14 protein-coding genes are annotated in these 19,515 nt (G+C 71.4%); 10 read left to right on the plus strand and 4 right to left on the minus strand.

Annotated features, from left to right (window positions below):
- Positions 1 to 42: 42 nt before the first annotated feature.
- The 3 genes from ACIG47_RS03505 to ACIG47_RS03515 form a co-directional block, all read right to left on the minus strand.
- On the minus strand, positions 43 to 2,409 hold the full coding sequence (locus ACIG47_RS03505; protein ID WP_397429632.1) for a hypothetical protein: 2,367 nt from the start codon (positions 2,407 to 2,409) through the stop codon (positions 43 to 45).
- A gap of 143 nt (positions 2,410 to 2,552) precedes the next feature.
- The gene (locus tag ACIG47_RS03510; RefSeq protein ID WP_397429633.1) at positions 2,553 to 3,533 is read right to left on the minus strand and encodes an ArsR/SmtB family transcription factor; all 981 of its coding nucleotides are present in this window, start codon (positions 3,531 to 3,533) and stop codon (positions 2,553 to 2,555) included.
- A 172-nt stretch (positions 3,534 to 3,705) separates the two neighbouring features.
- Positions 3,706 to 5,400, minus strand: coding sequence for a DUF1349 domain-containing protein (locus ACIG47_RS03515; RefSeq protein WP_397429634.1), 1,695 nt, complete (start codon positions 5,398 to 5,400; stop codon positions 3,706 to 3,708).
- Positions 5,401 to 5,683: 283 nt separating this feature from the next.
- On the opposite strand from ACIG47_RS03515, the gene ACIG47_RS03520 reads away from it, so the two are divergent.
- From ACIG47_RS03520 to ACIG47_RS03550, 7 genes are all read left to right on the plus strand, one after another.
- Entirely contained in the window at positions 5,684 to 6,760 is a 1,077-nt protein-coding gene (locus ACIG47_RS03520; protein WP_397418004.1) for a LacI family DNA-binding transcriptional regulator, read from the plus strand.
- Between the two features lie 56 nt (positions 6,761 to 6,816).
- Complete coding sequence (locus ACIG47_RS03525) at positions 6,817 to 8,439, plus strand: FAD-dependent oxidoreductase (protein WP_397429635.1); 1,623 nt, start codon at positions 6,817 to 6,819, stop codon at positions 8,437 to 8,439.
- Between the two features lie 72 nt (positions 8,440 to 8,511).
- Positions 8,512 to 9,825 carry an ABC transporter substrate-binding protein gene (locus ACIG47_RS03530; RefSeq protein ID WP_397429636.1) on the plus strand — a complete coding sequence of 438 codons (1,314 nt, stop codon included), beginning with the start codon at positions 8,512 to 8,514 and terminating at the stop codon, positions 9,823 to 9,825.
- Between the two features lie 2 nt (positions 9,826 to 9,827).
- Positions 9,828 to 10,718, plus strand: coding sequence for a carbohydrate ABC transporter permease (locus ACIG47_RS03535; protein ID WP_397429637.1), 891 nt, complete (start codon positions 9,828 to 9,830; stop codon positions 10,716 to 10,718).
- A complete protein-coding gene (locus ACIG47_RS03540) occupies positions 10,708 to 11,661 on the plus strand; it encodes a carbohydrate ABC transporter permease (RefSeq protein ID WP_397429638.1) in 954 nt (317 codons plus the stop codon). The genes ACIG47_RS03535 and ACIG47_RS03540 overlap by 11 nt, the downstream gene beginning before the upstream one ends.
- A 245-nt stretch (positions 11,662 to 11,906) precedes the next feature.
- Positions 11,907 to 13,745, plus strand: coding sequence for a BCCT family transporter (locus ACIG47_RS03545; protein ID WP_397418014.1), 1,839 nt, complete (start codon positions 11,907 to 11,909; stop codon positions 13,743 to 13,745).
- Positions 13,746 to 13,792: 47 nt separating this feature from the next.
- Positions 13,793 to 14,581 carry a GNAT family N-acetyltransferase gene (locus tag ACIG47_RS03550; protein WP_397429639.1) on the plus strand — a complete coding sequence of 263 codons (789 nt, stop codon included), beginning with the start codon at positions 13,793 to 13,795 and terminating at the stop codon, positions 14,579 to 14,581.
- Positions 14,582 to 14,606: 25 nt separating this feature from the next.
- On the opposite strand, the gene ACIG47_RS03555 is transcribed toward ACIG47_RS03550, so the two are convergent.
- The gene (locus ACIG47_RS03555; RefSeq protein WP_397429640.1) at positions 14,607 to 15,137 is read right to left on the minus strand and encodes a GNAT family N-acetyltransferase; all 531 of its coding nucleotides are present in this window, start codon (positions 15,135 to 15,137) and stop codon (positions 14,607 to 14,609) included.
- A 153-nt stretch (positions 15,138 to 15,290) separates the two neighbouring features.
- Here ACIG47_RS03555 and ACIG47_RS03560 point away from each other — a divergent pair, with 153 nt between their 5' ends.
- The 3 genes from ACIG47_RS03560 to ACIG47_RS03570 all read left to right on the plus strand — a co-directional run bounded on the left by ACIG47_RS03560 (position 15,291) and on the right by ACIG47_RS03570 (position 19,492).
- Entirely contained in the window at positions 15,291 to 15,728 is a 438-nt protein-coding gene (locus ACIG47_RS03560) for a cold-shock protein (RefSeq protein WP_397418021.1), read from the plus strand.
- A 235-nt stretch (positions 15,729 to 15,963) separates the two neighbouring features.
- Positions 15,964 to 17,778 carry an ABC transporter family substrate-binding protein gene (locus tag ACIG47_RS03565; protein WP_397429641.1) on the plus strand — a complete coding sequence of 605 codons (1,815 nt, stop codon included), beginning with the start codon at positions 15,964 to 15,966 and terminating at the stop codon, positions 17,776 to 17,778.
- Between the two features lie 193 nt (positions 17,779 to 17,971).
- A complete protein-coding gene (locus tag ACIG47_RS03570; protein WP_397429642.1) occupies positions 17,972 to 19,492 on the plus strand; it encodes an ABC transporter permease in 1,521 nt (506 codons plus the stop codon).
- Positions 19,493 to 19,515 lie beyond the last annotated feature (23 nt).

Genomic DNA, 19,515 nt, shown 5'->3' on the forward strand with positions numbered 1-19,515 from the left:
GCGTCGGCCGCGGCGGACGATCGAGCCGGGTCGGCGTCAGCCTCAGCCGCGGCGGGCGTGGGCCGCCGGGCCGGAGCGGTCCGGGCGGAGCCGGCCGCGTGCCACGATCAGCGCCCCGCCCGCCAGGAGCAGCGCGAGCGCCACCCACACCGCCCACAGGCTGGAGAGACCGGTGGCGGCCAGCTCGCCGTCGTCGGTGCCGCCGGCCTGGTCGGCGGGCGGGTCGGCGGGCGGGTCCGTGGGCTGCTCGGCAGGCCGGTCCGGGTCGGGTGCCGGCTCGTCCGGCCGGTCGGTGCCCGGGGCGTCCGGGCCGGGTGTGCCGGCACCACCGTCGGACGGATCGGGCGTCGGCGTCGGCTCCGGACCCTCCGGCTCGGGCAGGGTGCCGCCGCCGAGCCAGGCCGCCGGCTCCTCGTCGGGTGCGACGTCGCGGTCCGCGACCGCCTCGTGCCGGGCGCTCGTCACGGTGCGGGGCAGCGTCGGGTGCTCGCGCTCGAACCGCGCGGCGGAGACCGGGTCGCGCGGGGTGTCCCGGAACTCGATCCCGCCGGTGACGTCCATGTAGAACGGCTGGTCACCGAACTCGTACTCGTACCGGAACTGCACCGTCTGCCGGGCCTGGAGGAACTCGTCGTACACGTCCTGCGGGTCCCAGCCCTCGCGCACGGGCCACGCCGACACGTCCTTGCTCCCGATGATCTCGTGGAACGCGCCCGGCCGGACGGCGTCCCGCTGCCGCAACCACTCTGCAGCGATCCGCGCGGTGTAGACGCGGCGCAGGTCGGCGTACTCGGGGGCACCGTTCACGTCCTGCTCGATCAGGGGCACCATGTCGTCGATCAGCCGCTGGAGGTTGCGGTCCATCACGTCCTGCGGCACCACGTCCTCGCAGGTGGGTCCGCCGCCCGGCGGCGCGGACACGTCGAACGGCTCCATCTGCACCCGCAGCGGCGCGTCCAGGATGTAGAGCTGGTCACCGTCCTCGCGCACGGAGGCCGGCAGCGGCTCGACCCACATCCGCCAGGACCCCCAGCACAGGTGGCCCTCGGGCCCGGGCTCGAGCGACTCGAAGAACTCCGCACCCGAGTCGGTCTCGGGGTCCATGTGCCCGTACAGGGTGCTCTTGAGCTCGAAGTCCGACTCCAGCAGCACGCGCCCGGCCTCGGTCCGTGCGAACTGCTCGTCGATGATCGTCTCGGGCTGGTCAGGGTTGAGGTTCACCCAGAACTGGTCGCGGTCCAGCGCGAGCCACGTGAAGAGGGCGTCCGAGGACAGGTCGAGGGTCGCCTCGCCGCCGTAGGACGGGTCCGATCCTTCGGGCATCTGGGCAGCGGAGAAGGCGTAGTCGAAGCCGTCGGTCCCCGGGTTCTCGGAGACGTACCGCAGCTCGAGCGACGTCCAGTCGATGCCGCCCAGCGGGAACGACGTACGGAAGCCGCGTGGGGTGTTGCCCAGGATCTGGTTGCTCGCGGTGCGCATGCTCAGCGCCTCGCGCGCCGTGCTGCCGGACCAGCGCGCCATGTTGTTCACCGCGCCGCCGCGGGGCGAGGGGCAGGTCTGCCGGGTGCGGCAGGGCGGGTTGAACGGGTTGTTCCCGCTCGGCGGCGTCTGGTTGGTCTGTACCCCGCTCGCCCGCTGGACCGACCACGTGGTCCGGGCACCGCGCAGCTGCTCCTGGACGGCCGCGGACGGCTGGCTGCCGAACACGTGGTGCGCCTTGTACCCGGCGCTGGTCAGTGCCCGGTTCGACTCCAGCCGTGCCTCGCTGATCGTGTTCCCCGGCGACACGTTGATGAACTGGCGCGTGGTCCGGTTCACCGCGCTGGTCGTGCTGCCCTGCTGCAGGCTGAGGTCCCGGCACAGCCAGTCGGCGGTGTCCAGGGGGAAGACCTGGGACAGCGCGTACCGCTCGTAGGCCAGTCCCCGGGACTGGTCGCGGGCGACCGACACGTACTGGCCCGACCACTGGTCCCACGTGAGCGGGTTCGCCGGCTCGCTCGCGAGGTAGGTCTTGTAGTGCCACGCCATGTTGCGCTCGCTGCCGACGGGCTCGTCGGCCCAGCCGTCGGTGACCTGGTCGAGGTACGCGCGGGTGGGTTCCTCGAGGGTGCCGAGGATCTCGTCCACCTCGGCCTCGAACGTGTAGGGCTCCTCGTCGGTGTCGGCCGGCGCGGCGCCCTCCTCGGGGAACTCCTCGTAGATGTACTCCTCGGACTGCTCGACGAGCTGCGAGCACAGCTCGGTGTGCGAGTGGGCGGATGCGCCAGGCGCGTCCAGTACGGGCACGAGCAGGGCACCACCCACGGCGGCGGCCAGGCCGGCGGCGGCGACACGGCGCGCGGCAGGCCGGCGACGCTCGGGCCGACGGCGCTCGCCGGGCACGGTGGCAGGGGTCTCGGACGGGTTCATGGGTGTCTGCTGCTCCGGGTCGGTCGGATCTCGGGCAGACGCAACGTAGGAAGCGCGCGGCCGGCCGGGCAACGCATTGCGTCCTGCCGCAAAGCCTTGCCCGGCAGCCGCCGGTCGGTAGCCGGGAACCGGGACCGGGTGACTCAGTGGCCGTGGGCCAGCCCGTCGCCGAGGGTCGTGCGCGTGTGCAGCACGCAGGTGCCGCTGCGCCGGGTGGTCACGAGGCCCGCCCGCCGCAGCACCGCGGTGTGCCGGCTGACGCTCGACAGCGACGTCCCGGTCCGGGCGGCGAGCTCGGTGGTGGTCAGCTCCGTGTCCAGCAGGCGCAGCACCGTGGCGCGGGTCTCGCCCAGCAGCTCGCTCAGTGAGTCCGACCACTGCCCGTCGCCGACGCCGGTGTGCCGCCAGACCGGTTCGCGGCCGACGGGGTAGACGAGCACGGGCCGGAGGTCGGGGTCGGCCAGGGAGATCGGGTGCCGGATGCCGAAGAACGTCGGGACGAGGGACAGGCCGCGTCCATCGAGGTGGAGGTCACGGTGCACGGGGTAGTCCACCTCCAGCACCGGTGCCCGCCACCGGGTCGTGGGCCCGAGCCCGTTCAGCACGGCGTCCACGCCGTGGGCCAGCGTCTGTTGCGCGAAGCCGGTCACCCGGCGTCCGGCCAGGCGCGCCGTCTGGTCGGCGTGGGGTGCCACCACGGTCTGGTGGTAGCGCCGCATGGCGACGCCGAGCCGGTGCAGCGCGGCGGGACGACCGGCCGCGACGTCGCCGAGCCAGGCGCCGTTCCCGGGGCCGGCGTCGAGCCGCGCGACCTCGGCGCGCAGGCGCCGCTTGCCGGTGGACAGCACGGTCTCGACGGCCTCGTCCACCCCGGATGCCCGGGTCGTGGGCGTGAGCAGGTCGGGAAAGTAGCCGCGGGCCGGCGCCAGGGCGGCGAGCAGTCGTGCGTCCCGGAGCAGCCGGGCGTCCGCGAGGCGGCGTCGGGCCTGCCGGCTCCAGGAGGCGAAGTACGGGTCGGGCCGCGCGATCTGGTGCACGCTGAGCACCAGCTCCCACATCGGGTCGAGCCGGGTCCCCACCCGGGTGCGCACGAGGTCGGCGGCGGAGAAGTGAATGCGAAGCACAGATGCCCCCAGGACTGGTCCGTCTCTCAGAGTTCTGCGCGACCCCCCGCGCACGAAGAGGGAGCGCCGGCGCCCCGTCTGCGTACATCGTGCCCGTGGTGGCCGGCAGAAGGTCAGGTGACCGGCAGCCCGGGCCGCCGACCACCTGACCTTCTGCCGGCCACGCGGCGGTTCAGCAGGCCGCCAGCTCCTCCGGGGTCGGGGTGAAGCGGATCCAGTCGAACTGCGCCGTCAGCTCCGGGGTGGCCGCCGGGCCGCGGTAGGCGAACGGGCCGACGTCGGTCGCGGCGAGCTGGTCCGCCGGGGCGGCGCGGCCCAGGTTCACGAAGGTGATGCCGTCGATGCTGTACGACGCCGTCAGCCACTCGCCGTGGTGCGTGATCCGCAGCCACACGGTGTCGCCGGTCTCCGGCGGCGCCAGCGCCGAGTCCTCCGCCGTCCACGCGTTGTTCCGGTCGACGCCGTTGCTGCGCCAGACGAAGTCGAACCGCTTGCCGGCGTCGACGTGGGAGATGTCGATCCGCAGAGAGTTGGCGTCGTCGCGCCGCACGATCAGGCCGGCCTGCTGGAAGTTGACCTGCGGGTCCAGCGTGACCTGCGTGGTCACCTGCCAGGGCGCGTCCGGCACGGGCTGCAGCAGCAGCGGGGCCGACGTCGAGTTCCCGGCGTACGTGGGGATGTGCCACGCGCCGTCGGCCACGACGGAGCGGTCCAGGTCGCCGCGCACCGCCGTCGACCAGAGCGACCGGTCCAGCGCGGTGCCGTCGAGCTCGTCCGAGCCCGCGCCCGTGCACTGCGCGTACAGCGGGTCCTCGGGGTGGGTGTTGAGCGGGTCGCGGACGCCGTCCGGGTCGAGCACCGCGTGCCCGATGGTGGTGTGCGACCGCTCGCCGTACTCGTAGATCAGGTGGGTGCGCCCGCGCTCGGTGACGATCTGCGGGGACGTCGCCCGCCCGGCCTCCGGCGGCGCCGGCTGCGGGATGAAAAGCGGCTCGGGGTCGCCGACGTCGGTGAGGGTGCGGTCCACCGGCCGCGCGAAGATCGTGCCGACGGTGGCCCCGTAGACGATGTAGTCCTGCCCCTTCCACCGCCACAGGTCGGCGGCCGCCACGTTGGTGCCCTCGACCGGGCCTGGCGTGACGATCGGCTCCGGCTCCACCTGCCAGTCCCTGCCGTCGCGGGAGTAGGCCAGGTTGATGTGCCGCACGTTCGTGTCGTAGTTCGTCATGAACAGCATCGCCCACCGCTGCGGCGAGGACCGGTCGGGGTTGCGGAACACCCGCGCGTACGACGTCTCGGTGGCGTGCCGGCCCGGCTGGGCGGCGTCGACCATCTCGGTGGTGACGGCCTCGTCGCCGTAGTCGAAGGTGATCCCGTCGGTCGAGGTCGCGTAGCGGGTCACCGTGTTGTCGCCGTGGAAGTAGAGGTACATCTTCCGTTCGGCGGCGTTCCACACGGCGTCAGGGGAGGACACGTGGGGCACGTCGTAGATGCCCTCCCACTGGTTCGACACCACGGGGCTGCCCTCGTACTGGGTCCACGGACCGTCGAGGGAGTCCGCGTACATGAGGTTGATGCCGCCCGGGTCGTCGTGCGGCGCGTAGTAGACGTACCACTCGCCGAGCGGGTCGGACAGGTGCGCCCCGGCGTGGAACACCGACGGGAAGATGAACTCCTGGTTCGGGTTGTGGGGGAGCGTGTCGTCGAGCGGGTCGACGATCGCGCCGGTCGAGGTGAAGACCGGCAGCTCGGACCCGGGTGCCCCGGGGGCGGGCCCGGTCGCCGCCTGGGTCACGCCGGGGACCAGCGCGGCCGCCAGGGCGAGCGTGGCGCCGGCCAGTGCCCGGCGCGCGGTGCGGACAGCCATGGTGCGTACTCCTTCGTCGCGGTGAGACGTCACTTCGTCATGACGGCGTCAGCCTTCGGGCGGACCGGGACGGCGGTCAAGGGAGGTAATGAGACCCACCAACGAGCCCGGTGATAATGCGCCACATCGGCGCCCGGGCGCTCGCCGTGGCCCGCGTCGTGGCCGGGGGAGGCGCCCGGTGGGCAGCTGCTAATAATGCGCATCATCAGATTGACCGCGCGCTCGGCCCCCGGTGAGACTCCCGGTGTCAACGATGACCCGACCGGGCGTTCGAGGAGGAGCCGTGCCACGTCGTCGCATCACCCAGACCGACGTCGCCGCGATGGCCGGCGTCAGCCAGGCGACCGTCTCGTTCGTACTGAACGGCAGCACCCCGGCGGGCGTGCGCATCAGCGAGGAGACGCGCCAGCGCGTGCTCGACGCGATCCGCATCACGGGCTACACGGCCAACCCGGCGGCGCAGCGCCTGGCGGGCGGGCTCGCCCAGATCCTCGGCGTGTTCACGTACGAGGCCACGTTCCCGCGCGCCAGCCGCGACTTCTACGGCCCGTTCCTGACGGGTATCGAGCACGCCGCCGAACGGCTGGGCGTCGACATCCTGCTGTTCACGAGCGCGCCCGTCGAGGACGGCCGCCGCAGGCTCACCCGGGAGGGCTGGCAGCGGCTCGGCGTGGCCGACGGCTGCCTGCTGCTGGGCCAGCACGAGCACCGGGGCGAGCTGCAGCACCTGCTCGACACCAACTACCCCTTCGTCTTCATCGGCAAGCGCGGCAGCGACGGCGGCCGGCTGCCGTACGTGGGTGCCGACTACGTGGGCGGCACCGTGCGGCAGATCGACCGGCTGGTGGCCCAGGGCCACCAGCGCATCGGCTACGTCGGGACGCGCGGCACCGACCAGCCCACGCTGGACCGCGTCGAGGGCTACCGCACCGCCATGAAGGCGCATGGCCTGACCACCCGGTTCGTCGAGCTCGACGACGTCGCCGCCACCGCCGCCGAGATCGCCGACCAGCGGTTCACCGCCGTCGTCGTGGCCCCGGAGAACTACCCCGAGGAGCTCGCCGACGAGCTCGAGCGGCGCGGGATGCGCGTGCCCGACGACGTGTCCGTGCTGCTGCTCGGCCAGCCCCACCACCCGCGGCGCGGCGGCCGGCAGTGGTCCGGCTTCTCCGTGCCCCGCGAGGAGATGGGCGCCCGGGCGCTGTACCTCCTCTCCCGGCTCGTGTCCGACGACGGCCCGCGGCGTGAGCGGGACGCACGGCGCCCGGCCGCCGTGACCGAGGCCGAGCTGCACCAGGTCCTCGTGTGCCCCGACGTCGAGGGCGCCACGGTGGCCCCTGCGCCCGGAGTCTCCCCGTGACCCGGCGCCCCGCGACCTACCCCCGAACCGACACCCACGACAGGACGGACCCCCGCGTGACCCCTCAAGACCTGCAGACCGACGTGCTCGTGGTGGGCGCCGGGCTCGGCGGCATCGCCGCCGCGCTGGCCGCCGCCGACCGGGGCGCGAGCGTCGTCCTCACCGAGGAGCACCCGTGGATCGGGGGCCAGCTCACGTCGCAGGCCGTGCCGCCGGACGAGCACCCCTGGGTGGAGCGGTTCGGCGTGACCGCCCGCTACCGCGCGCTGCGCGACGGCATCCGCGACGTCTACCGCCGCCGCTACCCGCTGACCGACGGCGCACGGGACCGGGCGGAGCTGAACCCGGGCGCCGGCTGGGTGTCCAAGCTGTGCCACGAGCCGCGGGTCGCCGTCGGCGTGCTGGAGGAGACGCTCGCCCCGTACCGTTCCTCGGGCCGCATCCGGCTGCTGGAGCGGGTGCGCCCCGTGGCGGCCACCACCGACGGCGACCGGGTCACCTCGGTGACGCTGCGCTCCGTCGTCGGTGACGAGGACGTGACCGTCGCCGCGGCCTACACGGTGGACGCGACCGAGACCGGCGAGCTGCTGCCGCTGACCGGCACGGAGTACGTGACCGGGTTCGAGTCGCGGCACGAGACGGGGGAGCCCAGCGCCCCGGACGTGGCCCAGCCGGACAACGTGCAGGCCCTGAGCGTGTGCTTCGTCGTCGAGCACACGGACGGCGACCACACGATCGACAAGCCCGAGCGCTACGACTTCTGGCGCACCTACGCACCGGCCGCCTGGGGCGGCGAGCAGCTCCTGTCGTGGACGGCGCCCAACCCGCGCACCCTGGCCCTGGAGAAGCGGTCGTTCACGCCCAACCCGGGCGACGACCCGCTGGCCGTGGACGCCGACCAGTCCAAGAACGCCGGCGACGGCAACCTCTGGCTGTTCCGCCGCATCGCCGCGCGCGACCTGTACGAGCCGGGGTTCTACGAGAGCGACCTGTGCCTCGTGAACTGGCCGAGCATCGACTACTTCCTGGGCCACGTGCTCGACGTGTCCCGCGAGGAGGAGGAGGCCCGGATCGCCGACGCGCGGCAGCTCAGCCTCTCGATGCTCTACTGGATGCAGACCGAGGCGCCGCGGCCCGACGGCGGCACCGGGTTCCCCGGCCTGCGGCTGCGGCCCGACGTCATGGGCAGCGCGGACGGGCTGGCCCAGGCCGTCTACCACCGCGAGTCCCGCCGGATCAAGGCGGTCACGACGATCACCGAGAACGACGTGTCGTACGCCGTGCGCGGCGACCGGGGTGCCACCCGGTACGCGGACTCCGTGGGCGTGGGCATGTACCGCATCGACCTGCACCCCTCCACGGGCGGCGACACGTACATCGACGTGCCGTCCACCCCGTTCGAGATCCCGCTGGGCGCCCTGCTGCCGCGCCGCACGACCAACCTGCTGGCGGGCAACAAGAACATCGGCACCACGCACATCACCAACGGGTGCTACCGGCTGCACCCGGTCGAGTGGAACGTCGGCGAGGCCGCCGGCCACCTGGCCGCGCACTGCCTCGCCACCGGCCGCACCCCGCACTCCGTCCAGTCCGAGCCGGACCAGCTCGCCGACTACCAGGCCGAGCTCGTCGCCGCCGGCGTCGAGCTGCGCTGGCCGGACGAGGCCCACCCCTACTGACGCGGACGGCGTCCGCACGCACCGGCACACGCCGGCGACGCCCCGTCGCCGGATCAGTCCAAAGGAGAACTGATGTCTGTACACCACATCCGGAACCGCAGGACGGCGGGTACCGCCGCCGTCCTCGGGACGGCCCTGGCCCTGTCCGCGTGCGCGGGCGGGAGCGACGCACCGGTCGGCGAGCCCGAGACGCCGTCCGAACCGGTCGACCTGCGCATGACCGTCTGGACGGCGGACGAGGCGCAGCTCGACCTCTTCCAGTCCATCGCCGACGCCTACGTGGCCGAGAACCCGGAGCTGGTCTCGAGCGTGACGTTCGAGACCATCCCGTTCGAGGACTACACCACCGCGCTGACCACCCAGCTCGCGGGCGGCAACGCCCCGGACCTGGCCTGGATCTTCGAGAGCAACGCCCCGGAGTTCGTCTCCAGCGGCGCGCTCGTGGACCTGCGCCCGGTGCTGGAGGGCACCGAGGGCTACGCGTTCGACGACCTCGTGCCGAGCGCGCTCACCCTCTGGGAGGAGGGCGACGGCCTCTACGCCTACCCCTTCTCGAACAGCCCGTTCGCGATGTTCGTCAACACCGACCAGATCGCCGCGGCGGACCAGCCGAACCCGGCCGACCTGGTCGCCGACGGCGGGTGGACCTTCGACGCCGCCCGCGACATCGCCGCCGCCACCGCGGAGAAGTCCGGCAAGCAGGGTCTGGTGGTGCGCGACTTCGACTACCAGACGTGGGAGAACCTGGCCACGGTGTGGTCCGGGTGGAAGGCCGCCCCGTGGAGCCCGGACGGGACCCAGTGCACCTTCACGGACCCGGCGATGGTCGAGGCCATGACCTGGTTCCACGACGCGGTGTTCACCGACGGCGCCATGCCGGCCCCGGGCACCACCGCCGACTTCTTCGCCGGTGACGCCGCGATGACGATCACCCAGATCAGCCGCGCCTCGTCCCTCGACGACTCCTTCGGCTGGGACGTGGTGCCCCTGCCCGCAGGACCCGAGGGCAAGCAGAACGTCGTGGGCCAGGCCGGGGTCGGGGTCTTCGCCGCCGGGGAGCACCCCGACGTCGCCGCCGACTTCCTCGCGTACTTCACGAACGCGGAGAACGCCGAGCAGCTCGCCGCGTACTTCCCGCCGCCCCGCCAGTCGCTGCTCAACGGCGACAGCCTCGCGGCCGCCAACCCCCGGCTGACGGCCGAGCAGCTGGAGGCCGTCGTGGTCGACGGCGTCGAGGACGCGGTGACCAAGCCGGCGCACAAGAACTTCGCCAAGCTGTCCGAGACCGTGCGTGCCGAGCTCGACTCCCTGTGGGTCGAGGACGCCGACGTCGAGGCCGTGCTGACCGACACCTGCGCGGCGATCACGCCGCTGCTGGAGGACTGATCGTGGCAACAGCGTCAGCGGCGGTGCGCCGCGACTGGCTCGTCGGGTACACCATGGTCGCCCCGGTGGTCCTGGGGTCGCTCGCCTTCGTCGTCCTGCCGCTCGGCATGGTGGTCTGGTACTCCCTGCACGAGTGGAACGTCCTGGCGAACACGTTCACGTTCGTCGGCGCGGAGAACTACCAGCGGATGGCGTCCGACCCGGGCCTGGGCGACGCCCTCGCGGCGACCGTCTGGTTCTCGATCGGGCTCGTCGTGGTGAACATCGCGCTGGCGCTGTTGCTCGCCGTCCTGCTCAACCAGGAGCTGCCCGGCACCACCACGTTCCGGACCTTCTTCTTCTCGCCCGTCGTCGTCTCGCTGGTCGCCTGGACCATCGTCTGGAGCTTCCTGCTCCAGGCCGACGGCGGCATCAACGGGTTCCTGTCGGTGCTCGGCATCGAGGGGCCGAACTGGCTGCGCCACCCCACCACCGCCATGATCGCGGTGATCATCGTGCAGGTCTTCAAGAACGTGGGCCTGAACACGATCCTGTTCCTGGCCGCGCTGCAGGGCGTGCCCGAGGAGCTGCAGGAGGCGGCCCGGCTGGACGGCGCCGGCGCGTGGCGCCGGTTCCGCTCCATCACGCTGCCGCTGATCAGCCCCACCATCCTGCTGGTCTCGATCATCACGATCGTGGGCTCGCTGGAGGTGTTCGCGCAGATCGACGTGCTCACCGGCGGCGGCCCCGGCACCTCGACCACGGTGCTCGTCTACTACCTGTACCAGCAGGCGTTCCGGTTCAACGAGTTCGGCTATGCCAGCGCCCTGGCGGTGCTCCTGTTCCTCATCGTCCTCGTCCTGACGCTGCTCCAGTGGCAGTCGCGCAAGAGGTGGGTCTTCCATGAAGTCTGACGTGATGCCCGTGACGACGCCGGGCCGTGCGCGGCCCGGTACCCCGGCTGCGCCGCCCGGCGCGACCCCGGCCGGGACCACGCCGGCACCTCGCCGGCTCGGCGTCCGGGCCCGCCGTGCCTGGACCCGCTGGCTGCTCGTGCTGGTCCTCGCCGTCCTGAGCGTGCCGTTCGTCTTCCCCACCTGGTGGATGGCGACCTCCAGCCTCAAGCCGATGAGCGAGATCCTGCGCCGCGTGCCGACCGTCTGGCCGCAGGACCCGTCGCTGGAGGCGTACGGCCGGGTGTTCACCCTGCAACCGTTCGCGCAGCAGTACTGGAACTCCCTGTACATCGCTGTGCTGGTCACCCTCGGCACCATGCTCGTGGCGGCGATGGCGGGCTACGCGTTCGCGCGGATCCGCTTCCCCGGGGCCAACGCGCTGTTCGTCCTGGTGCTCGTGGGCCTCCTGGTGCCGTCGGAGGTGACGATCGTCCCGCTGTTCCGCATCGTCAACAGCCTCGGGCTCATCGACACCCACTGGCCGCTCATCGTGATCCCCGTGCTCGGGGCGCCCGCCGTGCTCGCCGTGTTCATCATGCGGCAGTTCTTCCTCGGGCTCCCCGTCGAGCTGGAGGAGGCCGGCCGGATCGACGGGCTCGGCCGCTGGGGCGTCTTCTGGCGCATCGCCGTGCCGCTGTCCCGCTCCGCGCTCGGCGCCGTGGCGATCTTCACGTTCCTCAAGTCCTGGAACCTCTACCTCGAACCCATCGTGTACCTCTCCAGCAAGGAGAACTTCACGCTCCCGCAGGCGCTCACGCAGTACGTCGACGCCTACGGCGGGCCCATGTGGAACGTCCAGCTCGCTGCGACGACGCTCACCGTGCTGCCCGTCCTGGCCGTGTTCCTCGTGGCGCAGAAGCAGTTCGTGCAGGGCCTGGCGCACAGCGGGCTCAAGGGCTGACCAGCAGGCCGCTGTGTTCGGTCGGTTGCCTCGAGATCGGTCCGTCGACGGACCGATCTCGAGGCAACCGACCGAACACGTCAGCCGGGCTTGCTCCTCCGCGTGGCGGGACCATCCTGCCGGGTGAAAAATAGGTGTGGTGTTACGGTGAAGCGTTGGTTAGCAGACCGCTTCACCCGTAAAGGAGTCCTGGCCCTCCCGTGTGACCGCCCGGCAGACCCGGGGCGGAGAGGAGGGCCGTTGTCATGAGTACCTCAGAATCCACCAAGACCCTGCTGGGGCGTATCCAGCGCGGCGCCCGCCGCGTCGAGCGGGCCGCACTCGGACCGCAGGACCAGCGTGTCGGCACCGACCGCGTCGTCTTCGGCGTCGCCGGCATCATCGCCCTCGCGTTCATCGTGTGGGGCTTCGTCAGCTCCGACACCCTCGGCTCCGTCGCGGACAGCGCGCTCGCCGGCGTCCTGCAGAACTTCGGCTGGCTGTTCGTCATCGCGGCCACCATCTTCACGATCTTCGTGCTCGTCGTGGCCCTCGGCCGGTTCGGCAAGATCCCGCTGGGTCAGGACGGCGAGAAGCCGCAGTACTCGACGCCCTCCTGGATCGCGATGATGTTCGCGACCGGTATGGGCATCGGCCTCATGTTCTACGGCGTCGGCGAGCCCCTGTACTTCTACATGGCGCCGCCGCCCGGCACGGTCGACGGGTCCACGCCCGAGGCCGCCGCGACCGCCATGGGGCAGACGCTCTTCCACTGGACCCTGTATCCCTGGGCCATGTACGCCATCGTCGGCCTGGGCATGGCCTACGGCACCTACCGCCTGGGCCGCTCGCAGCTCTTCAGCTCGATGTTCACCTCGCTGTTCGGCCGCAAGGCCGTCAACGGCACCGGCGGCCGGGTCATCAACATCCTGGCGATCCTCGCGACCCTGTTCGGCTCGGCCTGCTCCCTGGGCCTGGGCGCCCTGCAGATCGGGGGCGGCATCCAGCACTCCGGTGTCATGGAGTCCGTGGGCACCGTGACGCTGGTCATCATCATCGCGGTCCTCACCTGCCTGTTCGTGCTCTCCGCGGTCTCGGGCATCGAGCGCGGCATCCAGTGGCTGTCCAACGCCAACATGTGGCTCGCGCTCGTGCTCGCCGTCATCGTCTTCATCGGCGGACCCACGCTCTTCATCCTCAACGTGCTGCCCGCCTCCCTGGGCGCCTTCGTGGGTGACCTGCCGGAGATGGCCTCGCGGACAGCGGCCTCCGGCGACCAGTCCCTGTCCGACTGGATGGGCACCTGGACCATCTTCTACTGGGCCTGGTGGGTCTCCTGGACGCCGTTCGTAGGCCCCTTCATCGCGCGCATCTCGCGTGGCCGCACGGTGCGCCAGTTCGTCACCGGCGTGCTGCTCGTGCCCTCGATCGTCTCCACCGTCTGGTTCGCGATCTTCGGTGGCGGAGCCATCGGTCTGCAGGAGCGTGCCGAGCAGGCGCAGGACACCGGGGCCGCGCTCGCCGCGATCGGGGAGGGCGGGGCCGACATCAACTTCGACCTCATCTTCTTCCAGACCCTCGGCGCACTGCCGGTGCCCGGCTGGGTCGGGATCGGTCTGATGGTCCTCGCGGTCGTGCTGGTCGCGATCTTCTTCGTCACCGGGGCGGACTCCGCGTCCATCATCATGGGTGGGCTGTCCGAGAACGGCGCCGAGCACCCCAGCCGCAAGTCCGTGGTGTTCTGGGGCGTCAGCACGGGTGCCGTCGCGGCCGCCATGCTGCTGGCCGGCGGCGACGATCCGGCCAGCGCGCTCAACGGCCTGAAGAACATCACCATCGTCTCGGCGCTGCCGTTCGTCGTGGTGATGCTGGTGCTGTGTGCCGCTCTCTGGAAGGACCTCTCCAGCGACCCGCTGGTGCTCAAGCGGGAGCTGGCGGTCCAGGTGCTCGCGGAGACGGTGGACACGGGCGTCGAGAAGCACGACGGCGAGCCGTTCGAGCTCTCCACCTCGGCTGCCACGCCCGCGGACCCGGACGACACCCCGACCACCCCCGAGAACGGGGTGCCGGTGGTCGCCGACGGCACGGCGGCCGCGAAGGACTGACCGATATTCCGTTGCCGGGCCGCGGCCCGGCAACGGAACGTTGGCCCATGACAGACACCTCCCGCCTGCTCCGGGCGTACGACGAGCAGCTCCGCACCGACGCCGAGACCCCCAGCGCGGTCTCGGTCACCCGCCTCGGACCCCTGCGGCTGGTGACCTTCCTGGGCGGGCGCGGGTTCGTCACCTACCAGGACCTCGGCGGCGCCGACGAGGCGGGCGTGCGAGCACTCGTCGACGGCGCCGTCGCCCACTTCCGGTCCGACGGCGGCATCACGAACGTCGAGTGGAAGACCCGCGGCCACGACCACGCACCGGGCCTGCACGAGGCCCTGGTCGAGCGGGGGTTCGTCCCGGAGGAAGCGGAGTCGATCATGATCGGCGAGGCGGCGGCCCTCGCCGTCGACGTGCCGCTGCCCGACGGCGTGGCGCTGCGCCAGGTCACGCAGGAGAGCGACGTCCGCGCGATGTGCGCCATGCAGGACGAGGTGTTCGGGTCCCCGCCGTCGGACGCGACGGCGAACGCGATCCTGCGCCGGCAGGCGCTGGACGACGGCATGGAGCTCTGGGTGGCCGAGGCCGAGGGCCGGATCGTCACCGCGGGGCGCCTGGAACCCGTGCCGGGCACGGACTTCGCGGGCATCTGGGGCGGCAGCACGCGTGCCGAGTGGCGGGGGCGGGGCATCTACCGGGCGCTCACGGCCGCCCGCGCCCGGTCTGCGCTGGCCCGGGGCAAGACGCTGATCAACAGCGACTCGACCGAGTACTCGCGCCCCATCCTGGAGCGCTACGGGTTCCACCGGGTGTCGACGACGACGCCGTACGTCTGGACCCGCTGACCGGACGCGCTGACCGGCGCGGGCGTCAGCCCGCCCGGCGCCGGCCCATGATGTTCGCCGGCTCGGCGACGCCGGCGTACCGGAAGCCGGGTACCAGGTCCACGAACCCGAGACGCCGGTAGAGCACCTTGGCCCGGTCGCCCGGGTCGGCGGTGGTGGACAGCAGGGTGTGCCGGTGGGCGACCCGGGACAGCAGCTCGCGCAGCAGCGCCGTCCCGTGCCCGCGGCCCTGGTGCTCGGGCAGCACCTCCAGCTCGTTGAGCTCGAACGCGTCGTCGGTCCAGCCGGCGTGCCCGGCGTCCGCCAGCGCGGGGCCCACCTGCTGCGGCCACCAGTGCCCGGGCTGGTAGTCGAACCCGTAGACGAACCCGACGAGGTCCGTGCCGTCGAAGGCACCGAGGGTCAGGGCGCCGTCGTAGAGCGGGAGGTAGGCGAGCCGGGTGTCCCGGAAGTGGTCGCGCCGCTCGTCCGAGTAGCCGAACGCGCGCTGGTAGATCCGGGCCAGCTCGTCGGCGCGACGCAGCACCTCCGGGGTCTCCAGCGCGCGGACGGTCATGAGGGCACGCTAGCCCCGCCCGGCCGCGCCGTCGTCCCGGAGCGCGACCGCTCCTGCTCGAGGTGGGCATTCCTGGCGCGCCCCGCCGAGCGGAGTTGGACAACCGTCCTACACTCGAACTCGCAGGGATTCTTACGAGGCGGAGTGTGTGTCGTGGTTCAAGGCAAGGTCATCAGGTTCGACGATGTGCGTGGTTACGGTTTCGTCGCTCCGGACACCGGCGGCGACGACGTGTTCATCCACGTCAACGACCTGGAGTTCGACAAGCGCCACCTCGCCGTGGGCGCGGTCGTGGACTTCACCGTGGAGGACGGCGACCGGGGCCTGAAGGCCTCCACCGTCACGCTCGTGACGCCCGCGCCGGTGCTCGCCACGGCAGGCGTGGGCGGCGGCGTGACCGGCGTGCCCACCTTCCTCCCGCCGCTGCCCGACGCCGCCTCGCGGGCGGACGGCGACGCACCGTCCGAGCGGGAGCTCGCGACGGAGGTGACCGAGGTGCTGCTGGCCGGCGTGCCCACGCTGACCGCCGAGCAGGTGCTCGCGGCCCGCGGGGTCTTCGTCGCGGTGGCACGCTCGCACGGCTGGGTCTGACTTTTCACCCGAGGTGTTAACGTCCTGTTTCGGTCCCTGATGCGTAGCGACGATGCCGCTACGGGGCGATATCAGGTCGGTAACGATCAGATCCGCCCGCCGACGAACTTGGGCAAATCCTCCCAACGCGTGAGTAGCGTGAGCGGAAACCATGACGGTGACGGACGTCTCACCCGGTCGCGCGCTGCGGCGCGGCACCGGTGGTCCGGCCCCGGCATTCCCCTGAGGAGGAACATTGAAGATCAGGCGACTGAGCGCCGCCGTCGCAGTGGCCGCCAGTGGCGCGCTGCTGTTCTCGGCGTGCACCAGCCCGGCAGGCAGCGACGACCCGGCCGAGGGTGAGAGCACTGCTACCTCGGCGGCGGCCGACGGCCCGTGCAAGGCGGACATCGGCGACGTCACCACCGCTGACGGCGAGCTCAAGGTGTCGAACGAGGACGAGTTTCTCGGTTACAACTCGAACACGCCGGAGACCTACTCCACCTACAACACCGCGGTCACCGACCGGCTGTTCAGCGGCTTCTGGTACTGGGGCACCGACGGAACGGTCTGCCCCGACGACGCCTACGGCACCTACGAGGCGGTCTCCGAGGACCCGCTGCAGGTCGAGTACACCCTCAACGACGAGGCGGCGTGGTCGGACGGCACGCCGGTCACCTACGCGGACTACCTGCTCGACTGGGCCGCACAGGCCATCACCGAGGATGGCAAGGTCACCGACGACGCCTCCGAGACGCCGCTGTTCAACCACATCTCCGGCCTGACGCTGGGTGACTACGTGCCCGAGGGCCCGCAGGCCGACTCGGCCGACGCCAAGACGTTCACGTACGACTACGAGCGCGTCAACGCCGACTGGCGGATCCTGGTCAACTCGCCGTTCCCGGCGCACGTCGTGGCCGAGCAGGCCGGCGTGTCCACCGAGGAGCTCGTCACGGCCATCCAGGACCTCGACCTCGACGTGCTGAAGAAGGCCGCGGAGTTCTGGAACAAGGGCTGGCTCTCGGAGCCGGGCCAGGTCCCGGACCCGGCGCTCACGCCCGTCACCGGCCAGTACAACTTCAAGGCCGACGGCTGGGAGGCCGGCCAGTACATCACCCTTGAGGCGAACGACAAGTACTGGGGCACCCCGGCGGCCACCAAGGAGCTGACGTTCCGCGTGGTCGGCGCCGACGCGCAGATCCAGGCGCTGGCCAACGGCGACCTCGACGCGATCAACCCGAACGGCCCCACCGTCGACACGGTGCAGCAGCTCGAGCAGCTCGGCGACGCCGTCACCGTCCAGACCGGTCAGACCCTGACCTGGGAGCACCTCGACTACAACTTCGGCTCCGGCATCTTCGCCGACAGCCTGGAGGCCCGCGAGGCGTTCGCCCTCTGCGTGCCGCGCCAGAAGATCGTGGACGACCTGATCAAGCCGATCGACCCCGAGGCCGTCGTCATGAACGCCCGCGAGGTCTTCCCGTTCCAGGACGAGTACGAGTCGACCGTCTCCGAGTCCTACGACGGCCGTTACGACGAGGTCGACCTGGACGCCGCCAAGGAGAAGTTCGAGGCTGCCGGCCTCGAGGAGGGTGCGAAGGTCCGGATCGGCTACGCCGCGCCGAACCCGCGCCGTGCCGCTGAGGTCGAGGCCATCAAGGCCTCGTGCGACCAGGTCGGCTTCGACGTCGAGGACTCCGCCGCGGAGGACTTCTTCGACAAGGACCTGCCGAACGGTGACTACGAGATCGCGCTCTTCGCGTGGCAGGGCTCCGGCCAGATCACCTCGGGCGAGAACATCTACTCGAGCACCGGTCAGCAGAACTACGGCAAGTACTCGGACGAGACCGTGGACGAGGCGTGGAAGACGCTCTCCTCGACGACGGACGAGACGGTGCACGCCGAGCAGCGCGTGATCATCGAGAAGCAGCTCTGGGACACCCTCTACGGCATCCCGCTGTTCGCCCACCCGGGCGTCATCGCGAGCAGCTCCAGCGTGCAGAACGTGCGCGCCACGGCCGCCCAGGGCGGCGTCGTGTGGAACGCCGAGCAGTGGTCTCGCGCCTCCTGACGCGAGCCTGACGCAGGACCTGCGGGGAAGGGAGCGCCTGTTCCCTTCCCCGCAGGTCTGCCCGCCGCCGTCCGGATATTTTCCGGCCTCGCCCCGGGGCGATGGCGGCACATTTCATCCGTTGTCCTAGAGTGACCCACTGATCGCTTTCCCCAGCAGACGCCGTGCTGCGTCCGCCTCGAAGGGCCAACCCGTGCTCAAGTTCATCCTCCGACGCATCGGCGTCTCGGCGCTCGTCCTGCTCGGCGCCTCATTCCTCATGTTCATCCTGACGATCAACTCAGGAGACCCGCTCAAGGACCTGCGCGAGTCGAACGCGCAGAACCGACAGCAGCTCATGGACCAGCGGTCCGCGCTGCTGCGGCTCGACGACAACCCGTTCGAGCGGTACTGGGACTGGCTCTCGGGCGTGCTGGGGTGCTTCACCGGCAACTGCGACCTCGGCGTGACGATCAACGGCGTCGACGTGCTGGGCCTCACCCAGCAGGCCGCCGCCTCCTCGCTGCGGCTCATCACCGTGGCCACGGTGCTCGCCATCGTCGTCGGCATCGCGCTCGGCATCCTCACGGCCATCCGCCAGTACTCTGGGTTCGACTACGTCGTCACCTTCAGCGCGTTCCTGTTCTTCTCGCTGCCGGTGTTCTGGGCGGCCACGCTGCTCAAGGAGTACGCGGCCATCCAGTACAACAACTGGATCGTCGTGGGCCAGTACGCCCCGTGGACCATCGTCATCGCCGCGCTGGTGGTCGGGTTCGTGCTCCAGGCGGTGCTCGGCGGCTCCGCGCGGCGCCGGCTGATCACGGCGGCCGCGGCGTTCGCCTTCGTCGCCGTCCTCCTGTTCGTGTTCAACGCGCTCGACTGGTGGCGCAACCCGGTGTTCGGCATCGGCGGAGTGCTGGTGGTCTCGGCGGCCGCGGGCGTGCTGGTCACGGCCCTCGTGGCCGGCCTGCGCAACCGGCGGGCCCTGTACGCGGCGCTCACCACCGCCGTCGTGGGCGCGGTCGCCTACCTCGCCTTCGCGCCGCTGCTGGTCAACCAGCCGTCGTGGGGCCTGCTCGCCGGGCTGTTCGTGCTCGCGATCCTCGTCTCGGTCGGCATCGGCGCCGCCTGGGGCGGCGACGCCCGCAAGCAGGTCATGCTCATCACCGGCGTCACGGGCGTCATCACCTCCTTCGCGGTCGTGGCGGACATCCTCATCGCGAACTGGGCCAGCTTCCTGGGCATCAAGTCGCGGCCGATCTCGACGATCGGGTCGCAGACGCCGAACTTCACCGGCGACTTCTGGGAGCAGGTGCTCGACATGGGCACCCAGATCCTGCTGCCGACCGTGCTGCTCACCCTGGTCTCGGTGGCCACGCACTCGCGGTACACGCGCTCCTCCATGCTGGAGACGCTGAACCAGGACTACGTGCGCACCGCCCGGTCGAAGGGCCTGTCCGAGCGTGAGGTCATCGTCAAGCACGCGTTCCGCAACGCGCTCATCCCGATCACGACGATCGTCGCGTTCGACTTCGCGGCGCTCATCGGCGGTGCGGTCATCACCGAGCAGGTCTTCGGCTGGAAGGGCATGGGCGCCCTGTTCCAGGACGGCCTGAACGCGGTGGACCCGGCGCCCGTCATGGCGTTCTTCCTCGTCACCGGCATCGCGGCGGTGCTGATGAACCTCGTGGCGGACCTCGCGTACGCGGCCCTCGACCCCCGGATCCGGCGCTGAGCGCGGGCCACGGCAGGAGACAC

This window comes from Promicromonospora sp. NPDC052451 (assembly GCF_044547525.1).
Lineage (GTDB): Bacteria > Actinomycetota > Actinomycetes > Actinomycetales > Cellulomonadaceae > Promicromonospora.

Bases quoted from the DNA above. Each gene is read 5' to 3' on its own strand.
- ACIG47_RS03505 (WP_397429632.1), bottom strand. From the start codon at position 2,409: ATGAACCCGTCCGAGACCCCTGCCACCGTGCCCGGCGAGCGCCGTCGG.
- ACIG47_RS03515 (WP_397429634.1), bottom strand. From the start codon at position 5,400: ATGGCTGTCCGCACCGCGCGCCGGGCACTGGCCGGCGCCACGCTCGCC.
- ACIG47_RS03530 (WP_397429636.1), top strand. From the start codon at position 8,512: ATGTCTGTACACCACATCCGGAACCGCAGGACGGCGGGTACCGCCGCC.
- ACIG47_RS03540 (WP_397429638.1), top strand. From the start codon at position 10,708: ATGAAGTCTGACGTGATGCCCGTGACGACGCCGGGCCGTGCGCGGCCC.
- ACIG47_RS03545 (WP_397418014.1), top strand. From the start codon at position 11,907: ATGAGTACCTCAGAATCCACCAAGACCCTGCTGGGGCGTATCCAGCGC.
- ACIG47_RS03550 (WP_397429639.1), top strand. From the start codon at position 13,793: ATGACAGACACCTCCCGCCTGCTCCGGGCGTACGACGAGCAGCTCCGC.
- ACIG47_RS03555 (WP_397429640.1), bottom strand. From the start codon at position 15,137: ATGACCGTCCGCGCGCTGGAGACCCCGGAGGTGCTGCGTCGCGCCGAC.